This window comes from Aureimonas sp. AU4, assembly GCF_001463765.1.
In the GTDB taxonomy this organism is placed as follows: Bacteria; Pseudomonadota; Alphaproteobacteria; order Rhizobiales; family Rhizobiaceae; genus Aureimonas.
Genome location: NZ_BBWK01000029.1, coordinates 1 through 20,767 on the forward strand (window position 1 = coordinate 1; position 20,767 = coordinate 20,767).

At 70.2% G+C, this 20,767-nt stretch carries 24 protein-coding genes and 1 pseudogene; 14 read left to right on the top strand and 11 right to left on the bottom strand.

Annotated elements, in window-relative coordinates:
- A partial coding sequence (locus tag AUL35_RS09825) for an MFS transporter (RefSeq protein WP_156417925.1) occupies positions 1–647 on the top strand: 647 nt, incomplete at its 5' end.
- A gap of 15 nt (positions 648–662) precedes the next feature.
- On the opposite strand, the gene AUL35_RS09830 is transcribed toward AUL35_RS09825, so the two are convergent.
- The gene (locus AUL35_RS09830; RefSeq protein WP_062014466.1) at positions 663–1,421 is read right to left on the bottom strand and encodes a tryptophan 2,3-dioxygenase family protein; all 759 of its coding nucleotides are present in this window, start codon (positions 1,419–1,421) and stop codon (positions 663–665) included.
- 133 nt (positions 1,422–1,554) lie between these two features.
- On the opposite strand from AUL35_RS09830, the gene AUL35_RS09835 reads away from it, so the two are divergent.
- Entirely contained in the window at positions 1,555–2,031 is a 477-nt protein-coding gene (locus AUL35_RS09835; RefSeq protein ID WP_062014467.1) for an Lrp/AsnC family transcriptional regulator, read from the top strand.
- Here the strand turns inward: AUL35_RS09835 and AUL35_RS09840 are convergent.
- The 4 genes from AUL35_RS09840 to AUL35_RS09855 are packed head-to-tail and all read right to left on the bottom strand — an operon-like array spanning position 2,028 to position 5,456.
- The gene (locus AUL35_RS09840; protein ID WP_062014468.1) at positions 2,028–3,008 is read right to left on the bottom strand and encodes a branched-chain amino acid ABC transporter permease; all 981 of its coding nucleotides are present in this window, start codon (positions 3,006–3,008) and stop codon (positions 2,028–2,030) included. The two genes, AUL35_RS09835 and AUL35_RS09840, sit on opposite strands and share 4 nt — an antisense overlap.
- Complete coding sequence (locus AUL35_RS09845) at positions 3,005–3,913, bottom strand: branched-chain amino acid ABC transporter permease (RefSeq protein ID WP_062014469.1); 909 nt, start codon at positions 3,911–3,913, stop codon at positions 3,005–3,007. The genes AUL35_RS09840 and AUL35_RS09845 overlap by 4 nt, the downstream gene beginning before the upstream one ends.
- The gene (locus tag AUL35_RS09850) at positions 3,910–4,653 is read right to left on the bottom strand and encodes an ABC transporter ATP-binding protein (RefSeq protein ID WP_062014470.1); all 744 of its coding nucleotides are present in this window, start codon (positions 4,651–4,653) and stop codon (positions 3,910–3,912) included. The genes AUL35_RS09845 and AUL35_RS09850 overlap by 4 nt, the downstream gene beginning before the upstream one ends.
- Positions 4,650–5,456 (bottom strand): ABC transporter ATP-binding protein, encoded by an 807-nt coding sequence (locus tag AUL35_RS09855; RefSeq protein WP_062014471.1) that lies wholly within the window; start codon positions 5,454–5,456, stop codon positions 4,650–4,652. The genes AUL35_RS09850 and AUL35_RS09855 overlap by 4 nt, the downstream gene beginning before the upstream one ends.
- 218 nt (positions 5,457–5,674) lie before the next feature.
- Here AUL35_RS09855 and AUL35_RS09860 point away from each other — a divergent pair, with 218 nt between their 5' ends.
- The 5 genes from AUL35_RS09860 to AUL35_RS09880 are packed head-to-tail and all read left to right on the top strand — an operon-like array spanning position 5,675 to position 9,485.
- Positions 5,675–6,328 (top strand): GntR family transcriptional regulator, encoded by a 654-nt coding sequence (locus tag AUL35_RS09860; RefSeq protein ID WP_244493725.1) that lies wholly within the window; start codon positions 5,675–5,677, stop codon positions 6,326–6,328.
- The gene (locus AUL35_RS09865) at positions 6,325–6,690 is read left to right on the top strand and encodes a TIGR04076 family protein (RefSeq protein ID WP_062014473.1); all 366 of its coding nucleotides are present in this window, start codon (positions 6,325–6,327) and stop codon (positions 6,688–6,690) included. The genes AUL35_RS09860 and AUL35_RS09865 overlap by 4 nt, the downstream gene beginning before the upstream one ends.
- Positions 6,691–6,701: 11 nt before the next feature.
- Complete coding sequence (locus AUL35_RS09870) at positions 6,702–7,751, top strand: aldo/keto reductase (RefSeq protein WP_062014474.1); 1,050 nt, start codon at positions 6,702–6,704, stop codon at positions 7,749–7,751.
- A 5-nt stretch (positions 7,752–7,756) separates the two neighbouring features.
- Positions 7,757–8,182: a hypothetical protein gene (locus tag AUL35_RS09875; protein WP_062014475.1), complete on the top strand. Its 426-nt coding sequence runs from the start codon at positions 7,757–7,759 to the stop codon at positions 8,180–8,182.
- A gap of 34 nt (positions 8,183–8,216) precedes the next feature.
- Positions 8,217–9,485: an ABC transporter substrate-binding protein gene (locus tag AUL35_RS09880; protein WP_062014476.1), complete on the top strand. Its 1,269-nt coding sequence runs from the start codon at positions 8,217–8,219 to the stop codon at positions 9,483–9,485.
- Positions 9,486–9,534: 49 nt separating this feature from the next.
- On the opposite strand, the gene AUL35_RS09885 is transcribed toward AUL35_RS09880, so the two are convergent.
- Positions 9,535–10,848 (bottom strand): FAD-binding oxidoreductase, encoded by a 1,314-nt coding sequence (locus tag AUL35_RS09885; protein ID WP_062014477.1) that lies wholly within the window; start codon positions 10,846–10,848, stop codon positions 9,535–9,537.
- A gap of 145 nt (positions 10,849–10,993) precedes the next feature.
- Between AUL35_RS09885 and AUL35_RS09890 the strand changes: the two genes are divergently transcribed.
- Complete coding sequence (locus tag AUL35_RS09890; RefSeq protein ID WP_062014478.1) at positions 10,994–11,725, top strand: GntR family transcriptional regulator; 732 nt, start codon at positions 10,994–10,996, stop codon at positions 11,723–11,725.
- Here the strand turns inward: AUL35_RS09890 and AUL35_RS09895 are convergent.
- Positions 11,712–12,881, bottom strand: coding sequence for a pyridoxal phosphate-dependent aminotransferase (locus AUL35_RS09895; protein WP_062014479.1), 1,170 nt, complete (start codon positions 12,879–12,881; stop codon positions 11,712–11,714). The genes AUL35_RS09890 and AUL35_RS09895 overlap by 14 nt on opposite strands.
- Before the next feature lie 29 nt (positions 12,882–12,910).
- Entirely contained in the window at positions 12,911–13,297 is a 387-nt protein-coding gene (locus AUL35_RS09900; protein ID WP_062014480.1) for a RidA family protein, read from the bottom strand.
- Between the two features lie 281 nt (positions 13,298–13,578).
- Between AUL35_RS09900 and AUL35_RS09905 the strand changes: the two genes are divergently transcribed.
- The 4 genes from AUL35_RS09905 (at position 13,579) to AUL35_RS09920 (ending at position 16,978) form a co-directional block, all read left to right on the top strand.
- Positions 13,579–14,706, top strand: coding sequence for an aminotransferase class V-fold PLP-dependent enzyme (locus tag AUL35_RS09905; protein WP_062014481.1), 1,128 nt, complete (start codon positions 13,579–13,581; stop codon positions 14,704–14,706).
- A 55-nt stretch (positions 14,707–14,761) separates the two neighbouring features.
- Positions 14,762–15,559 (top strand): ABC transporter substrate-binding protein, encoded by a 798-nt coding sequence (locus AUL35_RS09910; protein ID WP_062014482.1) that lies wholly within the window; start codon positions 14,762–14,764, stop codon positions 15,557–15,559.
- An 88-nt stretch (positions 15,560–15,647) separates the two neighbouring features.
- Positions 15,648–16,322: an amino acid ABC transporter permease gene (locus AUL35_RS09915; RefSeq protein WP_062014483.1), complete on the top strand. Its 675-nt coding sequence runs from the start codon at positions 15,648–15,650 to the stop codon at positions 16,320–16,322.
- A gap of 131 nt (positions 16,323–16,453) precedes the next feature.
- Entirely contained in the window at positions 16,454–16,978 is a 525-nt protein-coding gene (locus tag AUL35_RS09920) for a pyridoxamine 5'-phosphate oxidase family protein (RefSeq protein ID WP_082666236.1), read from the top strand.
- Between the two features lie 13 nt (positions 16,979–16,991).
- Here AUL35_RS09920 and AUL35_RS21585 read toward each other — a convergent pair whose 3' ends face one another.
- Together AUL35_RS21585 and AUL35_RS09925 are read right to left on the bottom strand one after the other, a co-directional pair.
- Entirely contained in the window at positions 16,992–17,135 is a 144-nt protein-coding gene (locus AUL35_RS21585) for a DUF1127 domain-containing protein (RefSeq protein WP_082666237.1), read from the bottom strand.
- A gap of 183 nt (positions 17,136–17,318) precedes the next feature.
- Positions 17,319–18,094, bottom strand: a pseudogene (locus AUL35_RS09925) (DUF6508 domain-containing protein).
- Positions 18,095–18,514: 420 nt separating this feature from the next.
- Between AUL35_RS09925 and AUL35_RS09930 the strand changes: the two are divergent.
- Together AUL35_RS09930 and AUL35_RS09935 are read left to right on the top strand one after the other, a co-directional pair.
- Positions 18,515–19,123, top strand: coding sequence for a hypothetical protein (locus AUL35_RS09930; RefSeq protein ID WP_062014485.1), 609 nt, complete (start codon positions 18,515–18,517; stop codon positions 19,121–19,123).
- 232 nt (positions 19,124–19,355) lie between these two features.
- Positions 19,356–19,673, top strand: a complete 318-nt coding sequence (locus AUL35_RS09935) for a hypothetical protein (protein WP_062014486.1) — start codon at positions 19,356–19,358, stop codon at positions 19,671–19,673.
- Between the two features lie 440 nt (positions 19,674–20,113).
- Here AUL35_RS09935 and AUL35_RS09940 read toward each other — a convergent pair whose 3' ends face one another.
- Positions 20,114–20,728 carry a hypothetical protein gene (locus AUL35_RS09940; RefSeq protein WP_062014487.1) on the bottom strand — a complete coding sequence of 205 codons (615 nt, stop codon included), beginning with the start codon at positions 20,726–20,728 and terminating at the stop codon, positions 20,114–20,116.
- Positions 20,729–20,767: the final 39 nt, after the last annotated feature.

The window sequence follows — 20,767 nt, forward strand, 5'->3', positions numbered from 1 at the left end:
GCATGGCCGTGCCCGCGCCGCGCGCCAGGGGCGGCGAGCCGATCGGCTGGCGGGCGGTTCTCTCCGAGATCTTCTCGGCGCGCAACGCGCGCGCCACGATCGCCTTCTGGACCGCGCTCTTCATGGGGCTCCTTCTCGTCTACGGTCTCGGCCAATGGCTGCCGCAGATCATGCGCCGCTCGGGCTACGAGCTCGGCGACAGCCTCCTGTTCCTGGCCGTTTTCTCGTTCACCTCTGCCATCGGCGGCATCCTGCTCGGCCGGCTGGCGGACCGGTTCGGCGTGCGCCGGACGGTCTTCCTTTCCTATCTTCTCGGCGCCGCCGGCATCGCGGCGCTGTCGCTCAAGGGCTCGATCTGGATGAACTACGCCTTTGTCGCGGTGGCGGGGTTCGGCAGCGTATCGAGCTCGCTGATCCTGACGGGCTATCTCGCCCAGTATCTCGACCCACGCGTGCGGGCGGGCGGCACGGGCTGGGCTCTGTCCTTCGCCCGGATCGGCGCCTTCTGCGGGCCGCTGCTCGGCGGCACCGTCGCCTCGCTCGGCGTCGATCCCGCCTGGAACTTCTACGCCTTCGCGCTGGTCGGCCTCGTTGCGGCGCTCGCCACGGCGGCGATCCCCGGCCGGACGGGGGCGACGCGACCCTGAGTCCGCAGCGCCCTCCTACTCCGCCGCCTTGGGCTGCGGCGGGGCGGAGAGCGACGCGCGCACCACGCCGTAGCTCGCGCCCCAGGCGTCGGTCATCGTGCAGCGAACGTCCCAAAGCTCGGGAAAGAAGCGGTGGCGCGCGCCGGCCTGCAGGATGTCGACCGGCCGCCCCTTCAGCGACTTCGACCCGAGGCCGATGGAGCGGTGGATGAGATAGACGTGGTGCGCCCGGAACTTCTGGAACAGCTCGTCATACTCCACCAGCGCCTCGGCGACGACGTAGGAGTCGTCATGGGCGTAGGCGCTGTCGTAGACCTGCTCCACCGTCTTGCCGCGCCCCTCGAGATAGGTCTCGCGATAGGCCTCCCAGAGATCGAACGGCATGCGCAGGAGGACCTGGAAGCCCGGCGACTCCTGCCCGGAACCGTTGCCGAGCTGCTTGCGCACCTCCTGGTACTCGCGCGGCGACATGGTCTCGAGAAGCTCGAGCTGCGCCGTCATGAGCCGCATGGTGCGGTGGACGCGACCCATCAGCGTCACGACCCGGTGCGTGTCGCCCGCCCGCAGGAAGTCCATCACGTCGACCAGCGTATAGGCGATGAGCTTCATCCACAGCTCCTCGACCTGGTGGACGACCTGAAACTGGAGCTCGTCGCCGTTCGTCATCTCGGCCAGCGGCTTCTGGCAGGACAGAAGCGTCCCGACGTCGAGATAGACGCCGTAGTCCAGCATCTTCGGCGTCTCGATCAGGGCGTGGTAACCGGCGCGATCCATGACAAGCGATCCTCAAGCAGGGTTGCTGGGCGCCGAGCGTCGCACGGATTTGCCCGAACATTGTTTCCTCGATTTCCGCGATGGGCGTTTCGTGTGAACGTTCCGCCGTGATCTGCCGTGAACTGGAGAACGAATGGACCGTATCGACCTGGAGATCGCCGAGGCGCTGGAAGAGGATGCACGTCTTTCCTTCGCGGATCTCGCGGGCCGTCTCGCCATGAGCAAGACGCCTTGCTGGAAGCGCGTGAAGGCTCTGGAGGAGAGCGGCGTCGTGACGGGCTACCATGCGAGCCTCTCGCCCGCCGCGCTCGGGCTCGGCGTCGAGGCCTTCGTGCAGATCGTCCTTGCGCCCGAGGAGGCGCCCGCCTTCGAGGCCGCGGTCGTGCGCCATCCCTTCGTGCGGCGCTGCCACGCGACCACGGGCGACGGCGACTATCTCGTTCATCTGGTGGCGCGGGACATCGCGGGCCTCGACCGCACGCTGCGCGAGGAGCTGGCGCGCATGCCGGGCGTCCAGCGCACGCGCACCTTCGTGGCCACGCGCGAGATCAAGGCGAGCCACAAGCTGGCGCAGGCCGCCCGCGCGGCCGGCCTGCCGGGTGCGGGCTAGCGCGTGGCCGGCCTCTCCGGCGCCGCCGCGCCGGACGGATCGCGGCGGTGGTGCGACAGCACCTCGGCGAGAAGCCCCTTCGGTCGCAGGACGAGGATCAGGCAGAGCGCGACGCCGATGAGCACGATCTGCAGCGCGGCGGCGCGCGCCTGGTTGCCGGGATCCACCGCGGCGCCGATCAGGAAGGAGGAGCCCGACCAGAGGCCCCACACCACGACCGAGCCCACAACGGCGCCGAGATTGTTGCCGGCGCCGCCCACGACCAGCATTGTCCAGACCTGGAAGGTCAGCGTCGGCAGGTAGTTCTCGGGCGCGATGAAGCCGATGAAATGGGCCTGGAGCGCGCCGCCGAGCCCCATGATGCCGCCGCCGATAGCAAAGGCCTGCAGGCGGAAGCGCGTCACCGGCTTGCCGAGCGCGCGGGCCGCCTCCTCGTCCTCGCGGATGGCCTTCAGGACGCGCCCCCAGGGCGAGCGGACGAGCCGCTCCAGCACCCACCAGACGAAGGCGAGAACGAGGGCGACGAGCGCGAGGTTGCAAAGGCCGAAGACGAGCGGATCGGCGGCGTAGCCCGCGAAGGGCCGGGGAATGAAGCCGAGGCCGAACGGCCCGCCGGTCAGGGGCTCGAGGTTCAGCGCGGCGAGCTGCACGGTGACCGCGAAGCCGAAGGTCGCGATCGCGAGATAGTCGGAGCGCAGGCGGATCGTCAGCCAGCCGAGCACCAGCGAGGCGAGCGCGGCGGCCGCGAAGGCCGCCGCCCAGCCGACGGGAACCGGAAGAGCGAAGCCGCCGATCCGGTCCGCCGCGTCGGGCGTCGTCAGGATCGCCGAGGCGTAGGCGCCGATACCGACGAAGCCCGCGACCCCCACGTTGAAGAGGCCGGTCTGGCCCCACTGGACGTTCAGCCCGAGCGCGATCACCGCGTAGCTCAAGGCCAGCGTCAGGAAGAAGGCGGCGTATCCAAGGATCTCGATCATGAGCGCGACCGCCCGAGAAGCCCTTGCGGGCGCAGGAGAAGGACGAGGGTGAGGATCAGGAAGGCGACCGCCGCGCGCCACTCGGCGCCGATCGTCTGAACGGCTAGCGCCTCGCACAGCCCGACGACGAGGCCGCCCAGCACCGCGCCGGGCACCGAGCCGATGCCCCCCAGAATCGCGGCGGCAAACAGCGGCAGGAGAAGGTCGAAGCCCATGTAGGGCCGGATCTGGACGAGAAGCCCGGCCATGATGCCGGCTGCCGCCGCCAGCCCGCCGCCGAGGAACCAGGCCATGCGGACCACGGCGCGCACGTCGATGCCGGCGAGCCGGGCCAGCGCCGGGTTCTCCGACACGGCCCGCATCCGCCGCCCGACCTGCGTGCGGGTCATGAGAAGATGGACGGCGAGGATCAGCACCAGGGTCGCGCCGAGCATCAGGATCTGGTCGGGCGTCGCACGCAGGCCCCAGCTGAAGCGGATGGCGATCTGGAGCTCGTTCGTGAAATAGGCCGGCTGCGAGGTGAACACGAATTCGAGGAGGCTGCGCAGCGCCATCGAGGCGCCGAAGCTGGCTATCACGAGGATGATGACCGCCGACCCCTTGCGCCTGAGGACGCCGAAGAGGATCGCATCGAGCAGGATCGCGAGCGCGCCGGTGACGAGGATCGCGAGCGGCACGGCGAGAAGGACGTTCCAGCCAAACGAGAAGTCGCCCACCGGCGCCGAGCCCACCACCGCGCCGAGAAGGCCCGAGAGCGCGAGCGCGGCATAGGCGCCGGCCGTGATGAACTCGCCATGCGCGAAGTTGGCGAAGCGCAGGATGGAATAGGTGAGCGTCACGCCGATCGCGCCCAAGCCGATCATGGCGCCCGCCACGAGCCCGTCGACGACGAATTGCGGGTTCATGGATGGGCCTCCGCGTGCTCGTAGCTGCCGAGAAACAGGGCGCCGAGGTTCGGATCGGCGCGCAGCTCGGCGGCCGGCGCCACATGGCGCAACCGCCCTTCCGCCAGAACCACGCCCCGATCGGCGATCGACAGGGCGGCGCGCACGTTCTGCTCGACGAGCAGGATCGCGACGCCGGTCTCGCGCACCCGCTCCAGGGCTTCGAACACGTCGTGCACGAGCTTGGGGGACAGGCCCGCAGACGGTTCGTCGAGGATCAGGACCGCGGGCTCGACGATCAGCGCGCGCGCTGTCGCCAGCATCTGCCGCTGCCCGCCCGACAGCGCGCCCGCCACGAGGCCGGGCCGGGAGCCGAGGTCGGGAAACATCGCGAAGGCGGCGTCGATGCGCGGCTGGCGCAGCCGCGCGGGCAGGATGCCGGCGCAAAGGCGCAGGTTCTCGAGGATGGTGAGGGAGGCGAAGATGTTCTCGGTCTGCGGCACGAAGGCGAGGCCGTCGACGACGCGCAGGTGCGCCGGCCGCGCCGTGACGTCCGCGCCGCGAAGGGCGACCCGCCCGCCGAAGGTCGGCACGACGCCGGCCACCGCCTTGACGAAGGTCGACTTGCCGGCGCCGTTCGGGCCCAGCACGGCCACGATCTCGCCCGGCGCGACGTCGAGATCGATCCCGCGCACGATCGGCAGGCTTTCCTCGTAGCCCGCGACGAGGCCGCGCACCTCCAGGATCGGCGCCGCGCTCAATGGACGCTCCCGCCGAGATAGGCCTCGACGACGCGCGGGTCGGACATGACGGCCTCCGGCGTGCCCGACGCGAGCGGCCGTCCCGCGGCCATGACGAGGACGCTTGGGCAGAGGCGGCGGATCATGTCCATGTTGTGCTCGATCAGCAGGACCGCGATGCCGCGCCGGTTGATCTCGGCGATCCGCTCGATGATAAAGTCGAGAAGCGCCGGGTTCACGCCGGCCGCCGGCTCGTCGAGAAGCAGGACCCTCGGCTCGGCCATCAGCGCGCGGGCGAGCTCCAGAAGCTTGCGCTGCCCGCCGGACAGGACGCGGGCCGGACGGTCCGCGAGATGGTCGAGGGCGAGAAAGCGGATCAGGGCGAAGGCCCTCTCGCGTGCCGCCGCCTCCTCGCGCCGCACGCGGCCGGGCGCCAGCAGGCTCGCCAGCACCCGCTCGCCGCTCTGGCCCGTGGCCGCGGTGACGACGTTGTCGAGGACGCTCATCTCGGGAAACGGACGCGGGATCTGGAAGGTGCGGGCGAGGCCGCGCCCGACGCGCCTGTGCGCCCCCTCACCCTCCACCGGCACGCCCTCGATGCGGATCGTGCCGCGATCGGGCTTGAGGCTCCCCGCGACGAGGGCGAACATGGTCGACTTGCCTGCGCCGTTCGGGCCGATCACGCCCAGGATCTCGCCCCGGCGCAGCGTGAAACCGACGCCGTCCACGGCGGCGATGCCACCGAAGTCACGCGCCAGTTCGTCGACCGCGAGGGCGGGCGGCGAACCGGCGTCAGGTGTGGGGGGCGTGGAAGGAGCCGTCATGCCGGGCGTCCCAAATTTTGATGTTTTGATTTGTGATCAAACTTTACAGCGGCGAAGCTATGGGCCTAGTCTGCTGAAGACAAGCGAATAATTGAGCAGGTCCCGTTTTGCCCAGCTTGTGTGCAGATGCGAAGGCGAGCCCTTCGGCGACGCGTCCGGCGCCCCCCGGCCCGCCGGCCTCGCCGCTGGCCGTTCTTCCCCGGATCGCTCGCGAGACCGTGCTCGACCGGGTCTACCGGTCGCTGCGGCGTTCGCTGATCGAGGGCACGTTCGACGCGGGCGAAGTCCTGCGCATCCAGGAGGTCGCCGCCCGGCTGGAGGTCAGCACCATGCCGGTGCGCGAGGCGCTGGGGCGGCTCGTCTCGGAGCGTGCGCTGGAGGCCCTGCCCAACCGCTCCATTCGCGTGCCGCTCCTGACGAGACCCCGCCTCGACGAGGTGGCCCATGCCCGGGCGCTCGTCGAGGGCGAGGCGGCGGCCCTCGCCAGCCGCCGCATCGGCCCCGGCACGCTTTCGGCCCTGAAGCGGGAAACCGACGCCTACGACCGGCTGACCGCCAGGGACGGCAGCCATCGCGCGCGGGCCGCCTACAACCACGCCTTCCACTTCGCGATCTACCGGGAAGCGGGATCGAGCGTCCTTCTGCCGATCATCGAGAGCCTGTGGCTCCAGTCCGGGCCGTTCATCCGGGCGGCGGCGGAAATCTACGACAACGACGACGGGCTCAGCGCCACCCATCACCATTGGCGGATCATCGAGGCTCTGGAGCGGGGCGATGCGGAACGGACCCGCCGGGCCGTCGGCGCGGATATCGACCGGGCCTTCGACCTCCTGCGCCAACGCCTGTCCTTCGCGCAGGAGACCGCCCCATGAGCGCATCGGGCGACGACCGCTTCGAGCTCTTCGACCTGAGGGTCGAGGTCGTGGTGCCCGACGAGGGGCCGGTCTATTGCGGGGCAAAGCCCGGCGACCACTTCGAGCTGCGCGGCGAGATGCTGCATCTGCCCCCCGGACAGGGCTTCTCGATCTACTCGCTCGCCGCCGTCCTGCCGCTGCTCGCCGCCAAGCAGCGCCCGACGCACCGCAACGACTGGATGACCTCCGATGCGGAGGTCGCCTGCCCCGACCCGAACTGCGCGACGCGCCTGCGCATCACGCGCCTTGCCCGCCGCGCCTTCAGCCATGCCGAGACGACGGCGGTGCCGCTGCCCGCCTGCGACTCGCCCGAACCGTGAGGACATCCGCCATGCAGACCATCGATCTCGCCCCGGACTACCGCATCTCGCGCGTCATCCGCGGCAACTGGCAGCTGGCCGGCGGCCACGGCGCGGTGGATGCGCGGGACGCGGTGGACGACCTCTTCGCCTTCGCCGACGCCGGCATCACCACCTTCGACTGCGCCGACATCTATACCGGCGTCGAGGACATCATCGGGCAGTTCCGCGAGCGCTACCGCGACGAGCGCGGCTCGGAGGCGGCGGGGCGCCTTCGCGTCCACACCAAGTTTGTGCCCGACCTCGACGCGCTCGCCACCATCTCGCGCGCCGACGTCGAGGCGTCGATCGACACCTCGCTGAAGCGCCTGCGCACCGAGCGGCTCGACCTCGTGCAGTTCCACTGGTGGGACTACGACGTGCCGCGCTACGTCGAGGTCGCGGGCTGGCTGAACGACCTCGCCCGCGCCGGCAAGATCCGGCACGTGGGCGGCACGAACTTCGACACGCCGCGCGCCGCCGAGCTGCGCCGGGCGGGGCTGCCGCTCTTCTCCATGCAGCTCCAGTACTCCCTTCTCGACCGGCGCCCGGAAGCGGGACTCCTGGCGGAAGCGGCCGCGAGCGGCATGGCGATCCTGTGCTACGGCACGGTCGCGGGCGGCTTCCTGTCGGACCGCTGGCTGGGGCAGCCCGAGCCGCGCGAGCCGCTGGAGAACCGCTCGCTCACCAAGTACAAGCTGATCATCGACGAGTTCGGCGGCTGGGACCTCTTCCAGGCGCTCCTGCGCGCGTTGCGCTCCGTCGCCGACCGCCGCAGCGTCGACGTCGCGACGGTCGCGAGCCGCGCCGTTCTGGAGCGTCCCGGTGTTTCGGCGGTCATCGTGGGCGCGCGCAACCGCGCGCATCTGCCCGCCAACCTCGCCGTCTCCGACATGCTCTTCACCGAGGAGGACCGCACCGCGATCGAGGCCGTTCTGGCGTCCGCCAAGCCCGTTCCCGGCGACGTCTACGAGATCGAGCGCGACCGCAACGGGCGCCACGGCTCGATCATGAAGTACGGCCTCAACAAGACGGCGGCCTGAGGGACATGGCCGGCGCCCTCGCCTCGCTCGCGCTGGCCGAGATCGCCGAGCGCCACGCCTTCTTCGAGCGCTGGTTCAACGGCGGCGGCGACGAGGACGCGCTGGCCCGCTCGCTGGCCCGCTTCGATCCCGCCTTCCTGCGGATCGACCCGGCCGGCGGACAGGTGAACCTCGCCGCGCTTGAAGCGTCGCTCGCCGCCCGGCGCGGCGCGCGCGCGGGCGACCCGGTCTCGATCAGCGTCGAGGACGGCGCGATCGCCTGGGCGAGCGCGGCCGCCGTGCTCGCCACCTATGTCGAGGTCCAGGGCCCGGCCGGCTCGCCCGAACGGCGCCGCCGCCGCTCCACCGCCCTCTTCGTCGTGCCGCCGGGCGGGGGCCCTCCCCTTTGGCGGCATGTCCAGGAAACCTTCATCCACGACGGCGGCGCCTGACGCGTCGGCCGCAGAACCCAAGGAGACGCATGCCATGAAGCACCTTCTCACCGGCGCGGCGCTGACGGCGCTCCTTCTGCCGGCCGCCGCGCTGCCGGCGGCCGCGCAGTCCGGCCCCTGCACGATCACGGTCGGCGTCGTGATGGAGCTGACGGGTCCGGCCGGCGCCTACGGACAGGCCGGCGCCAAATCGGTCGAGATGGCGTTCCGCGACATCAACGAGGCGGGCGGCGCGGCCGGCTGCACGCTCGCCACCGACACGCGCGACAGCCAGAGCCAGGGCAACGTCGCCGTCGACCAAGCGACGCAGCTCGTCAACATCCGCAAGGTTCCCGTGCTGATCGGCGGCATCATCTCCTCGGTCTCGGTACCGATCCTGACCTCGGTCACGGCGCCGGCCGGCGTCGTCCAGGTCTCGCCCGCCTCCTCCTCGCCGACGCTGACCAACCTCGCGCAGGAGGGCAAGACCAACGGCGTCTTCTTCCGGACCATCACCTCCGACGCGCTCCAGGGCACGGCGGCGGCGAAGTACGCCATCGACCAGGGGCTGAAGAAGCTCGCCGTCGTCCACGTCAACAACGACTTCGGCGTCAACATGGTCCGCGAGTTCGAGACCGCCTACAAGGCGCTCGGCGGCACGATCACGTCCGTCACGCCCTACAACGAGAAGCAGGCGAGCTACGCCTCCGAAGCCACCGCGGCCATGACGGGGGACCCGGAGGGTCTCTACCTCGTGAGCTATCCCGTGGACGGCGCGACCATCGCCCGCGCCTGGGTCAGCCAGGGCGGGACGCCGACCTTCCTGCTCAACGACGGCATGAACTCGGCCGACTTCATCAAGGCGGTGGGCGCCCGCTATCTCGACAACGCCTACGGCACCTCGTCGGGCACCAGCCCGACCAAGTCGACCGAATATTTCAACGCGAACTACAAGACCTTCTCCGGCGGCATCGATCCCGCAGCCCCGGCCGCCGACCGCTCCTACGACGCGGGCGCGATCGTGGGCCTGGCCATCGCCAAGGCCGGCAAGCCGGAGGCCGCCGCGATCAAGCAGGCGATGCGCGAGGTGGTCGATCCCGCCGGCGAGCCGATCTATGCGGGCCCGGAGGAGTTCAAGAAGGCCCTGTCCCTCATCAAGGATAGCAAGCCGATCCGCTACGAAGGCGTCATCGGTCCGGTGGAGTTCGACAAGAACGGCGACATCACCGGCCCCTTCCGGCTTTGGCGCATCCAGAAGGGCGAGGTGACCACGATCGGCGAGATGTCGGCCGACGAGGTCGCCAAGGTCAAGGCCGGCAAGTAGCCTTGCAAGCGGCCGCCCCTCGTCGAAGGGCGGGGCGGCCGCTTCCGCGTCAGGCCTCCCGCCCGATCCGCCGGTCCTGCCAGCGCGCCTGCGCGATGGCGAAGGAGGGTGCGATGCGGGCGAGCGGCGCGAAGGGCAAAGGGCGCGCCGGCCCGCTCGGCACGGGAAGCTCGGCCAGCGGCACGCCGCAGCTCGCGTCCGCCAGCGCTTCGCCGAGCATGGCGGTGAGCGCGATGCCCCGCCCGTTGCAGCCGATGCCGCCCAGAAAGCCCGGGCCGAACTCGAAGACGTGCGGCAGGAAGTCGGGCACCATCGCGGCCCGCCCCGTCCAGACATGTTCGAGCGGGGGAACGGCGGGAAGGCGCAGCTCGTCGGCGAGCCGGCGGCTGATCATCCGCCCCATGCGCGCATGGGCTCCGACCGGCAGCATGGACATGCCGCCGCTGATCAGCCGGTTCTCGGCGTCCAGGCGATAGGTGAAGAGGTTGGCGCGCGTGTCGGCGGCGGGATGGCGGCCGGGCGCGAGCCGGCGCGCCTCCTCGGCCGAAAGCGGCGCGGTCGCGGCCTGATAGACCTGCAGCGGCACGACCGCGTCGGCAAGGCGCCGGGCGACCCCGGTCCGGAAGGCGTTGGTGCACAGAAGGACGCGCGCGGCGAGAAGCGAGCCGCCGGCATGGCGCAGGCGCCAGTCCGCGCCCTCCCGTTCGACGGCGTCGATGCGCGTTCCTTCCGCGATCATCGCGCCCGCTCCCAGCGCAACTCCCGCCAGGCCGCGGGCATAGGCGAGCGGGTTCAGCATCCCACCGCTCTCGTCGAGAAGGGCGCCCGCGCAAAGGCGGGCGCCGGACAGCGCCCGCGCCTCCTCGCGCTCCAGAAGGCGCACCGGGCGGCCGAGCGACCGCCACGCCTCGGCCCGCACGCGCAAGACCTCCAGCGCGGCGGGCGAGTGGGCGACGTGCAGCCAGCCGGTCTCCTCCGCGTCGCAGGCGATCGCGTTCTCGCGGACGGTCTCGAAGACGCGGGTTCCGCCCATCCCCACCATGCGCAGGAGCGTCTCGCCGCGCGTCCGGCCGAGGCGCTTCACCACGGCGGCGGGATCGGCCTTGGCGAAGTTCGGCACCACGAAGCCGGCATTGACGCCGCTCGCCCCGCTTCCGACGCGCTCCGCCTCGAGAACCGCCACTCGCCGCCCGCGCCGCGCAAGGTGGAGCGCCGCGGTCAGGCCGAGGAATCCGCCGCCCACGACCGCGACGTCGACCCGAGAGCCGTCGGGCGGCGCGGGAGCCGGCGATGCGGCGTCCTCCGGTCCGGCCGTGCGCCACCACAGGGTGCGGCGGTGTTCCGCCTCAAGCGCTCGCGTCACCCTGCCCTCCCTTGGCCTGCCGGCCGATGCGGCGCCGGCCGCGCGTCCTTGCACGATCGCCGTCGCCTTCGTAAAGCTTCGTGATCAAACGATCCTTCCCGCCTCGTCCGCCGCCCGCCGCCGGACCCTTCCCGGAGTTGGCCCGATGCCGCGACCAGCGCCCGCGCCCTTCGACGGCGCGCTCCAGCCCGTGTCCGCCCGCCGCACCCTGCAGGACGAGGTGCATCACGGCCTCGCCCAGGCGCTGATGGCCGGACGCTTCGATCCCGGCCAGACGCTCACGATCGCCGCGCTCGCCGACCAGTTCGGCACGAGCCACATGCCGGTGCGCGAAGCCCTGCGCCGGCTCGCGGCCGAGAACGCGCTGGAGGTTTCCACGAGCGGCACCGTGGTCGTGCCGGCGGTGAGCCGCGCGCGGCTCGACGACCTGTGCGACGCACGCCTCGTGGTGGAGGGCGCGGCGGCCGAGCGGGCCGCGCTCGCCATGACGACGCCGGTGCTGCGCCGGCTCGACCATCTCGCCCGCGAACATGCCGAGGCGGGCCGCGAGAAGGATGCGGCCGCCATGCTCGCCCGCAACCAGGAATTCCACTTCGCGATCTACGCCGCGTCCGGCTCGCCGGTGCTCGCCCAGCTCGCCGGATCGCTCTGGCTGCGCTTCGGACCCTATCTGCGCATGCTGACCAAGCAGATGGAGCCGCAGCTGGGAGCCGGCGAGATCGACACCTACACGCGCCACCACGGCGACATCCTCAAGGCCCTGCAGGACGGAGACGCGGACGGGGCCGGCCGGCACCTGCGCGCCGACATCGCCTCCACGCAGGCGCTCCTGCGGCCGCTGTGCCCGAGCGAGAACGGGGACGCTACAGCCGATTGAGGAAGGCGCCGATACGGGCCATGCCCTCCTCGAGCCGCTCGGTCGACTCCGATCCGAAGCACACCCTGAGATGCCCCTCGCCGGCCGGTCCGTAGAAGCTGCCGGCCTCGACCACGACGCCCGCCTCGTCGAGCAGGCGATCGGCCAGGACCTGCGCGGGCAGGCCCGTTCCCGATACGTCCGGAAAGGCATAGATCGTCCCCTCGGGCAGGGCGCAGGTGACGCCCGGCATCTGGTTCAGGCGCTGCACCACGAGGTCGCGCTTGCGCCGATCCTCGGCGACCAGGTCTTCCAGCACCGCCGGCGGCCCGGTCACGGCGGCGAGCGCGCCGGCCTGGATGAAGGTGTTGACGTGCGTCGCGTCGTTGGCGGTGATCTTCAGGAGCCCCGGCATGGCCCAGCGCGGTGCCGCGAGGTAGCCCAGGCGCCAGCCGTCCATGGCGAAGGACTTGGTGAAGGCGAACATCGAGATCGTCCGCTCCGCCATGCCCTCCAGCGAGGCGATCGAGACGTGCCGGTTGCCGTCGAAGACGATCTCCTCGTAGACCTCGTCCGAGACGACGAGGAGATCGTGGCGGATCGCGACGTCGGCGAGCGCCTGGAGCTCCTCCCGCGTGTAGACGCGCCCGGTCGGGTTCACGGGGTTGACGAGGACGATCATGCGCGTGCGCGGACCGACCTTGGCCTCGATTGCGGCCGCGTCGATCGCGAAACCCCGGCGCGCGTCGAGCGGGGCGGTCACGACGCTCGCCCCGGCCAGCTCGATCTTGCCGACGTGCTGGGGATAGTAGGGCTCGAGCAGAATCGCCTCGTCGCCCGGATCGAGCAGCGCCAGGAAGGCGGCGAAGGAGGCGTGGGTCAGGCCGTTGGTGACGAGGATATCGGAGGGCTCCACCGCCAGCCCGTTGGCCGTGCGCAGCTTGTCGGCCAGCGCGCGCCGCAGCGCCGGCACGCCTTGGAGATCGCTGTAGTGGACGTCGCCCGCCCGAAGCGCGCGGATCGTCGCCTCCTTGATGTGGAGCGGCGTGTCGGCATGCGGCTTGCCGAGTTCGAGGTGCACGAGATCGCGCCCCTCGCCCTCCAGGGCTGCGGCCTTGGCGTACATGCCGAAGCTCTTCTTGGCGGTGGCGGAGATTCGCTGGGCGACGCGTCGCACGGCTGGCTGTCCTTTCGGGTCGTGGCGGATCAGGACCGGCGGCGCAGGGCCGCGACCTCGATCTCGACGAGGATCTCCTCGGCCGGGAAGCCGCAGAGGATCGTGGTGTTGGTCGGCCGCGGGTCGCGGAACGTCGCGCCGAGGATCTCGGAGACCGGCATGACGTGTTCGCGCGCGGCCAAATAGACGCGGACCTGGACGACGTCGGCCAACGAGGCTTGCGCCTCGGCCAGCGCCTCGCCGATCGTCTTCAGCGCCTGGCGCGCCTGGGCGGCCGCGCCGTCGGGAAAGGACATGGTGGCCGGGTCGTAGCCCGCCGTGCCGGACACGAACACCCATTCGCCGTCCACCACCGCGCGAGCGTAGCCGGCGATCTCCTCGAACTTGGAACCGGAATAGATCGAGCGTCGCGTCATGGTGGAAACTCCGGGAAGCGAGAGAACCGGTGCGTGTAGATGGGCCCCGACGTCGGGGATAACGCCGCGACGGGCTGCTTGTAAAGCGGTTTGATCAAACGATCGAAGGCTGATAGCGTTCGTCCAAACCGTGGTCCGCGCCGCTCGGGAGACCGTGCCCGACGGGATGCGGCCTTCGGCGAAAACATTCCTCGAGCGGATCGTGCCCTCTTGCAGACCCCCGGAAATATCCGCATGAATTTCAGACCTGAACTATTCCTTCCGACCCTGCGGACCGGCGGATGAGCGGCTACTTCCTCTACCATTCCATCGGCACCTTCCCGGGCAAGGCGGATGCGCTGCGCTCGGCGCTCGGCCGCTTCGCCGACGAGTGGTCGGCGGAGAACGACGCGCAGTGGCCGACCATGCTGTCCCTGCGCGCCCGCTTCATCGACGCCTGGACACGCCTGATCGAGGCCCCGGCCGGCTCGCTGACGACCACCGAGAGCGTCACCGCCGGGCTCTATGCGCTGATCGGCGCCCTTCCGCGCGAGCGCCTCGCCGGCAAGCGCGTGCTCGTGGCGGCCGACTGCTTCCCGAGCCTCCACTTCCTCCTGTCGGGTCTGGCGCCGCGCTTCGGCTTCACGCTCTCGACGGTGCCCTTGCGGCCGGGCGAGCGCTGGGTCCGCGAAGAGGACATGATCGCGCACTGGGGCGAGGATGTCGGCCTCACGCTCCTGACCTTCGTCACGTCCACCGCCTCCTTTCGCTGCGACATGGCGCGCCTTGCCGCCCACGGCCGGGCGATGGGCACGATCACCGTGGCGGACGTCACGCAAGGGGTCGGCATCCGGCCCTTCTGCGTGGCGGACGGTTTCGTCGACGCGGTGGTCTCCACCTCGCTCAAGTGGCTCTGCGGCGTCTCGGGTGCCGGGATCCTCCAGGTGGCGCCGGACCTCCTGAAGACCTGCGAGCCGGAGTTCCGGGGCTGGTTCAGCCAGGAGAACCCCTTCTCCTGGGATCTCGACGCCTTCCGCTTCGCGCCCGACGCACGCCGCTTCGACCAGGGCACGCCCTCGATCCTGCCGGCCGCCGGCTCGCTGCCGGGCCTGGACCATATCCAGGGCCTCGGCCTGCCGGCCGTCGCCGCGCAGAACCGGCGCCTGACGGACCTCGTGGTCGCGATGGCGCAAGAGGCGCGCCTTCCCCTCGCCTCGCCCCGCGAGGCGGAGCGGCGCGGCGGCAGCGTGATGCTGAACCTCGGCGAGGCGGCGGCCGGGCTCGTCGCCCCCTTGCGCGAGCGCGGCCTCTTCTGCGACGCGCGCGGCCCGGTCCTGCGCCTGTCTCCCGGCCTCGTCACCGAGGAGGCCGAGGTTTCCCGTCTCTTCTCGGCGATGGCCGAACTCGGCGCCCGGCGCGCCGCCGCCTGATCATGCCCCCCGTCCCCGCCGCGTGAGACGCGGCGACAGCCCAGAGGAGTTCTTCATGCTCGACCGGCGCCGCTTCTTCGGCCTCGTTCTCGCCGCCACGGCGCTCGCGCCGGCTCTGCCGGCCCTGGCCGCCGATCCGATCGTCGTGGGCGCCTATCCCTCGAACCCCCCTTGGGAGTTCAAGAACGACGCCGGCACCTTCGAGGGCTACGAGATCGACGTCGCGACCGAGGCCGCCAAGCGCGTCGGCCGTCCGGTGGAGTTCCAGGACCTCGGCTTCCAGGCGCTGTTCGCCGCCACGGCCTCGCATCGCATCGACTTCGCGGTGTCGTCGATCTCGATCACCAACGACCGCCTGAAGAACCAGTCCTTCACGCAGCCCTACTACGACAGCGACGGCACGATCCTCGGCCGCGAGGGATCCGACATCGCCCGGTTCGAGGACCTGAAGGGCAAGACGATCGGCGTCGTCTCGGGCACGACCGGCGAGAAGTGGGCCAAGGAGAACGCCGACAAATACGCGATCTCCGAGGTGAAGGGCTACAACGCCCAGCAGGACCTGATGCTCGACATCCAGAACGGCCGCATCGACGGCGGCGCGGGCGAGATCGCGGGCTTCCAGTACGCCATGACGAAGATCCCGGGCCTGAAGCTCCTGATCCGCATCCCCACCGGCGAGCGCTTCGCCATGATGGCGCCGAAGGACTCGAAGATCCTGCCCGAGGTCAACGAGGCCATTTCGGCGATGAAGGCCGACGGAACCCTCGCCAAGATCCACGAGAAGTGGTTCGGCGTCGCCCCGACCGCGGGCACCAGCACCGTCGTCGCCTCGGGCGTGCCCACCGCGCAGTAAAACAGACACCTGGTCCAGCACGGAGCGGACGGGACGCGGCAAGCGCCCTGTCCGCTCCGTGCTGGACGCCTTCCCGCGAGCCGATGCCATGGGGCTGATCGATACCTTCTTCAACGCCGAAGTCCTGGCGCGCGCTTTTCCGATCCTCCTGCGGGGACTCTGGAACACGCTGCTGCTCGGCGCGACGGCGATCCTGTTCGGCTGCCTCGTCGGCCTTCTGGTCTGCCTCCTGCGGCTCTACGCGCCCAAGGTCGTGCGCTGGCTGGCGGTCGGCTATATCGACATCTTCCGGGCCCTGCCGGTCCTTGTCGTCCTGATCCTTCTCTACTACGCTCTGCCCTTCGTCGGCATCCGCCTGTCCTCCTTCGCCTCGGCCGCGATCGCGCTGACGCTCGTCCTGTCGGCCTTCACGGCGGAAGTCTGCCGGGCCGGCATCGAGACCGTGCCGCGCGGGCAGTTCGAGGCGGCGGCCGCGCTCGGCCTGCCGTTCCACCTCACCATGCGCAAGGTGATCCTGCCCCAGGCGGTGAAGGTGATGATCCCGCCGCAGACCAGCAACTGCGTCTCGGTCCTGAAGGACACGGCGCTCGCCTCGGTCGTCGCCATGCCCGACCTTCTCAAGCAGGCCAACGACGCACAGGCGATGATGGCCAACCCGACGCCGCTCATCGGCGCCGCGCTGATCTACCTCGTGATCCTGTGGCCGATGGTCCGCCTGGTTTCGTTCCTGGAGATGCGCAGCCGCGGCAAGACGGCGCGCTGACGGCCGGACGCTGTGAAGTGCCTCGACGCGGGCATGCAGCGCAGCGAACCCTTATGATGCGTGTCGAAGGCTTTGGGTTCACGCCGACAATCGTCTCGAAAGCGCAGGCCTAGGATCGCGCCCTCAATATCATGGACTTCGCATGGGCCAAGGATCGCGAGATCGCGGCGCGCCCGATGTCGAACAACGGCGAGGTCGCCTTCGAGGGCACGAGCTGGCTCTTCTCCTACGAGCAGGCCAGGACGATCGGCGACATCGAGCGCGATCCGAAGGTCGGCCTCGGCTTCCAGGGCAGGAAGGGCCTTCTCGGCAAGCCGCCGCTGTTCATCTCGGTCGAAGGGCACGCCAGGCTCATCCGCGACAGGGCGGCGTTCGAGGCGCACTGGACCAGGGATCTCGACTATTGGTTCAAGGACGGGATCGACACGCCGGGCGTCGTGCTGATCGAGGTGAAGGCCGAACGGATCCACTACTGGGACGGCCAGGACGAGGGCGAGGTCCCGGTTCGGTGGTCTGGCGTCGAGTGCGGGATGCCCAAACGAAAACGCCCCGCCGGGGGAGGACCGGCGGGGCGTAATGTTGGCCTCAAGGTTGGGAGGAACCCTCGGCCTTATCCGCTGCGACCTCTGGGAGGAACAGCCGCAACGAAACTATGAAACTGGTGGGCGCTTAGCGCGCGGCCTGGCGGGCGACCGTCGCGATGTCGGCGCGGTCGATGCCGAGATCGGCCAGCTCGCGGTTCGACAGGCGGTTCAGCTCGTTCGAGGTCTGGCGGAAGGAGCGGTAGGCGCGGATGGCGTTGGCGATGCGCATGGGGGTGATCCTCGTGTGCGGCCTCTCGTCGGTGGTGGCCGCTGGTGTGGTTTCTTTCGACACCCGGAAGATAGTCGAACGGGGTGGGCGGCAGGAGCGCTGAGATCGCAGGGGAGCCGTGCGCTGCGCTGCTATCGGCGTGGCGCGGGGCTGCTATGCGTCGGACCGATAGCGCCATCCCGTTCAGCGTTCCCCATTCCCGGATCCGCGCAAGCTCCCGTACGGCCAGCTCGGCGCGGGGAGCGCTCCCGACCCTATGCAGCTCGATCGTGCGGCCGGTGCGGACGCCTTCCGCGAGAACGCGATGGATGCGCCGGAAGCCGAACGGGTCGGCGCGGCGGTAGGGCCGACCGGCCAGAAGCCGCTCGACGTTCGACGTTCGACGTTCGGGGCGTACTCGCGGAACGGCCGGCGCCAGCGCGTGATCTCGCCGACGTGGATGCCGAAGTTCACGACCTGCCACTCGCAAAGGCCGGACGCGCGTGGATCGACACCCGGATGGACGACGACCCGGTGCCACTCCTTCGGCAGCGTGACGGGGCGCGTCGGATCGATCCCGGCGAGCAAGGCGATCCGGTCGAGGATGCGTCCAAGCAGGCCCGACTCGAAGGCCTGCGCCAGCGTCCCGTCGCAGAAGCGCTCGCCGCGGATCAGTACCGTTAGGAGCTTCGCCAGATCGCCCGCGTCGACGCCGCGATGGCATTGGGATTGGTTTGCAGGCGGACAGCCTCGGGCGTCCGGGACCATTCCGGCCAACTGAAGTCTGCACGCACCCACCCGGCGGCACTGGCGGCAAGGACGAAGCGGTCGGCCTCGGCCGATAAGGCGAAGTAACGGAACTGCGTCACACCATTCTTCGTGTCACCGCCGGCCCATTGCCCGAAGCGGAAGCCGGGACGGGCGAAGAGCGGGGCGAACGGGGCGAGCGCGTAGAGATCGGGGGCCGGTTCGGCGGGTATGTCGCTTCGCTCGCATGTCGGCGCGGACGTTGGCCCATGCCGGGCAGCCTGCCCAAAGTCCCCGGCAAACGGACAAAAGGTTGCGTGGTCCGGTGCCGTGCGTCCCTTGTAGCTCGGCGGACTCTACTCATCCGTGAAGGAGTTTCGGGGGAATCACGTCACCCCCAACCGCCGTTGCGGGCAGGCAACGCGTCGTCCCGACGCGGCCCATCAAGCGCGGCATCGTATAGATCACCGCAAAGAGCGGCCATGGGCACGCGGAGTCTCGACATCTCGCGAAACCGAAACAACACGTCAGCATAGCATCATGGCAAAACGGGTATCCGCAGAGACTTCCCCGAGGTCATACGCCGATAACGGTCGCGGAGTTCGACATGCTGGCCCGCGCAGCCAACCGGGCCGTGCGGGTCGGCGACCGGCATGCGTCGCGCGCATGCCGAGGCATCGGCGGCGACCGCCGCACTCGACCATCTGGGCGCCGCCATCATCACGCTCAACCGCGACGGACGAGTGCGCAGCGCGACCCCCTCGGCCGACGCATTGATGGCCTCCCGCGATGGGATCAGCTCGAAGGGTGGCCGGTTGGCGGCACTCTATCGGCAGGATCAGCCGGCGCTCGACCGCCTCCTCAGCGACATCCTCGACCCCGCGCGCTGCATTGAGGCGGAAGCGCGCGAGGTACGCCTGCGGCGGGACGGGGGACGCGCTGCGCTGCGCATCTCGGCGGGCGCCATCCACAAGCGCCTGCCGAACTTCGGCGTTGACGACGGGGCGGCGGCCGTCCTGATCGTGCGCTCGGTCGCGCCCGCCGCGCCGCGCCTGGACGCGTTGGTTGCGCTCTGGGGGCTTACGCCCGCCGAGGCGCGTCTTGCCGTTCATCTCCTGAAGCCGCTGTCGCTCGCCGACGCTGCTGCGGCGCTCGGCATCGGTCACGAGACAGCGCGTTCGCACCTGAAAGCCCTGTTCGCCAAGACCGGCACCCGTAGGCAGACTGAACTTGTCCTGCGACTGACAAGCGGGATGACATGACGGCTTCGCCGCAGTCGGATCTTTGCGCCACGATCGGGGGCGAATTACGCCCGAAATGATGGCCTTGCCGTTGTGGGACCGGTGCGACCACTCAGCGAAACGGTGCATAATCGGCGGCCTCTCGCAGGTGTCCAACGGCGCTCGCAACGGCGGGCCATACCCATGCCATGGTTCACCTCGCGTTCATTCAGCGAGCCATACAGGGCGTCATGTTCCCAAGGGGAGTTTGGAAATGCGCCCTGCAATTACCGCCGCCGTCCTCGCTCTCTCGGCGATCACGTCGATGCAGCCGGCTCGCGCCTCCAGCGACGAGGCATGGCGAGCGTTCGACGCGAAGGTGACGAAGGCCTGTCTCGCGGCGAGCGGCATCCGCAACGCCCGCCCCTCGGTCATCGTTGGCTTCGACGATCGTGTCGGCATGGTGGCCATGCTGGTGTCCGACCGCACGAGAGGTTCGGCGATGGGCAAGCTGTGTCTCTACAACAAGAAGACCGGTAAGGCGTTCGTGGATGATGCGGAAATGTGGTCGGCGCCGCCCCAGCCCAAGTGAGGCTGTTTCGGAAGCCGACCGCAACCGGTACGACACCCTGTGGATACTGAAGTTGGTCGGCGGCACGTCTCGAACGAACCGGGCGACGCCAGGGTTGACGACCACGCGGATGACGTCGCCGCGAGCGCCGCGCACCAGTCCGCTCGCAACGTGGGCGACGGTGCCGCCCGAGCCCGCATAGCCGTGGCTCGCCGCGGCCGCCTCGTTGCCGGTGGTGCCGTTCCGCGTGATGTTGACGAATAAGGCAAAGGCGCTCGACCCCGTCATCGCGACGCCCGCCGAGAACTCCCAGACGCCGCTCTCGGAAGCGGTCCCATTCGCGTCGTCCCGCCGATCTTCGACATCGCGAACTCCTTCATGGCGTTGCCGAAGGAAGGCCGGCGGCTCCGGACGGTCCCCCTCGCCACCCGTTCATCCGCAAGCTGCGCCGATGCGTCCGATCACATCGGCGGCACGACGCCCTGGTTGCCGACCACGACGAAGGCCGTCGACAGCGAGCCGTCGGCCGCCTTGGTCGCCGGCACGAAGACCGGGGCGCCCGGCTTGAGGTCGGCGGCGGTCGCCTCGGCGAAGGTGACCACCGGAACGTTCGGCGGCAGGGTGATCTGCTTGGATCCGGTCGGATAGGTCAGCGTGAGTTCGCGACCCGAAACGCTCTCGACCGCGTTCGAGACCGTGGCGTTGGTCATGGTCGAGTTCGGCTGGAGATCCCAGGGGAAGCTGCCCTCGTTGGCCCCCTTCATCGCGGACGGGAAGATCAGCACCTCCAGCGCGCCGGCCTTGCCCCCCTCGCCCGGCAGGGTCGCCGCGCCCACGTAGTCGCCCGGCTTGATGTCGCCGGCCGAGGCGGACCTGACGCCGCGCACGCCGACAGCTGGAACCATCGCGATCCGGACCACCGGCCCCTCGCGCGATGTGACCGACAGCGTGTTCCCCTCGACCGAGGCGATCGTCCCGCGCACGCGCGTCGGCTGACCGTCCTGCGCGACGGCCAGCGATGGCGACAAGGTCAGAAGGCCCGAGACGACGAGAGCGCCGGAAATGAAGCGATGCATGGGGTCTGCTGCCCTTCCGCTGCGGGGCGCCCGTCCTGG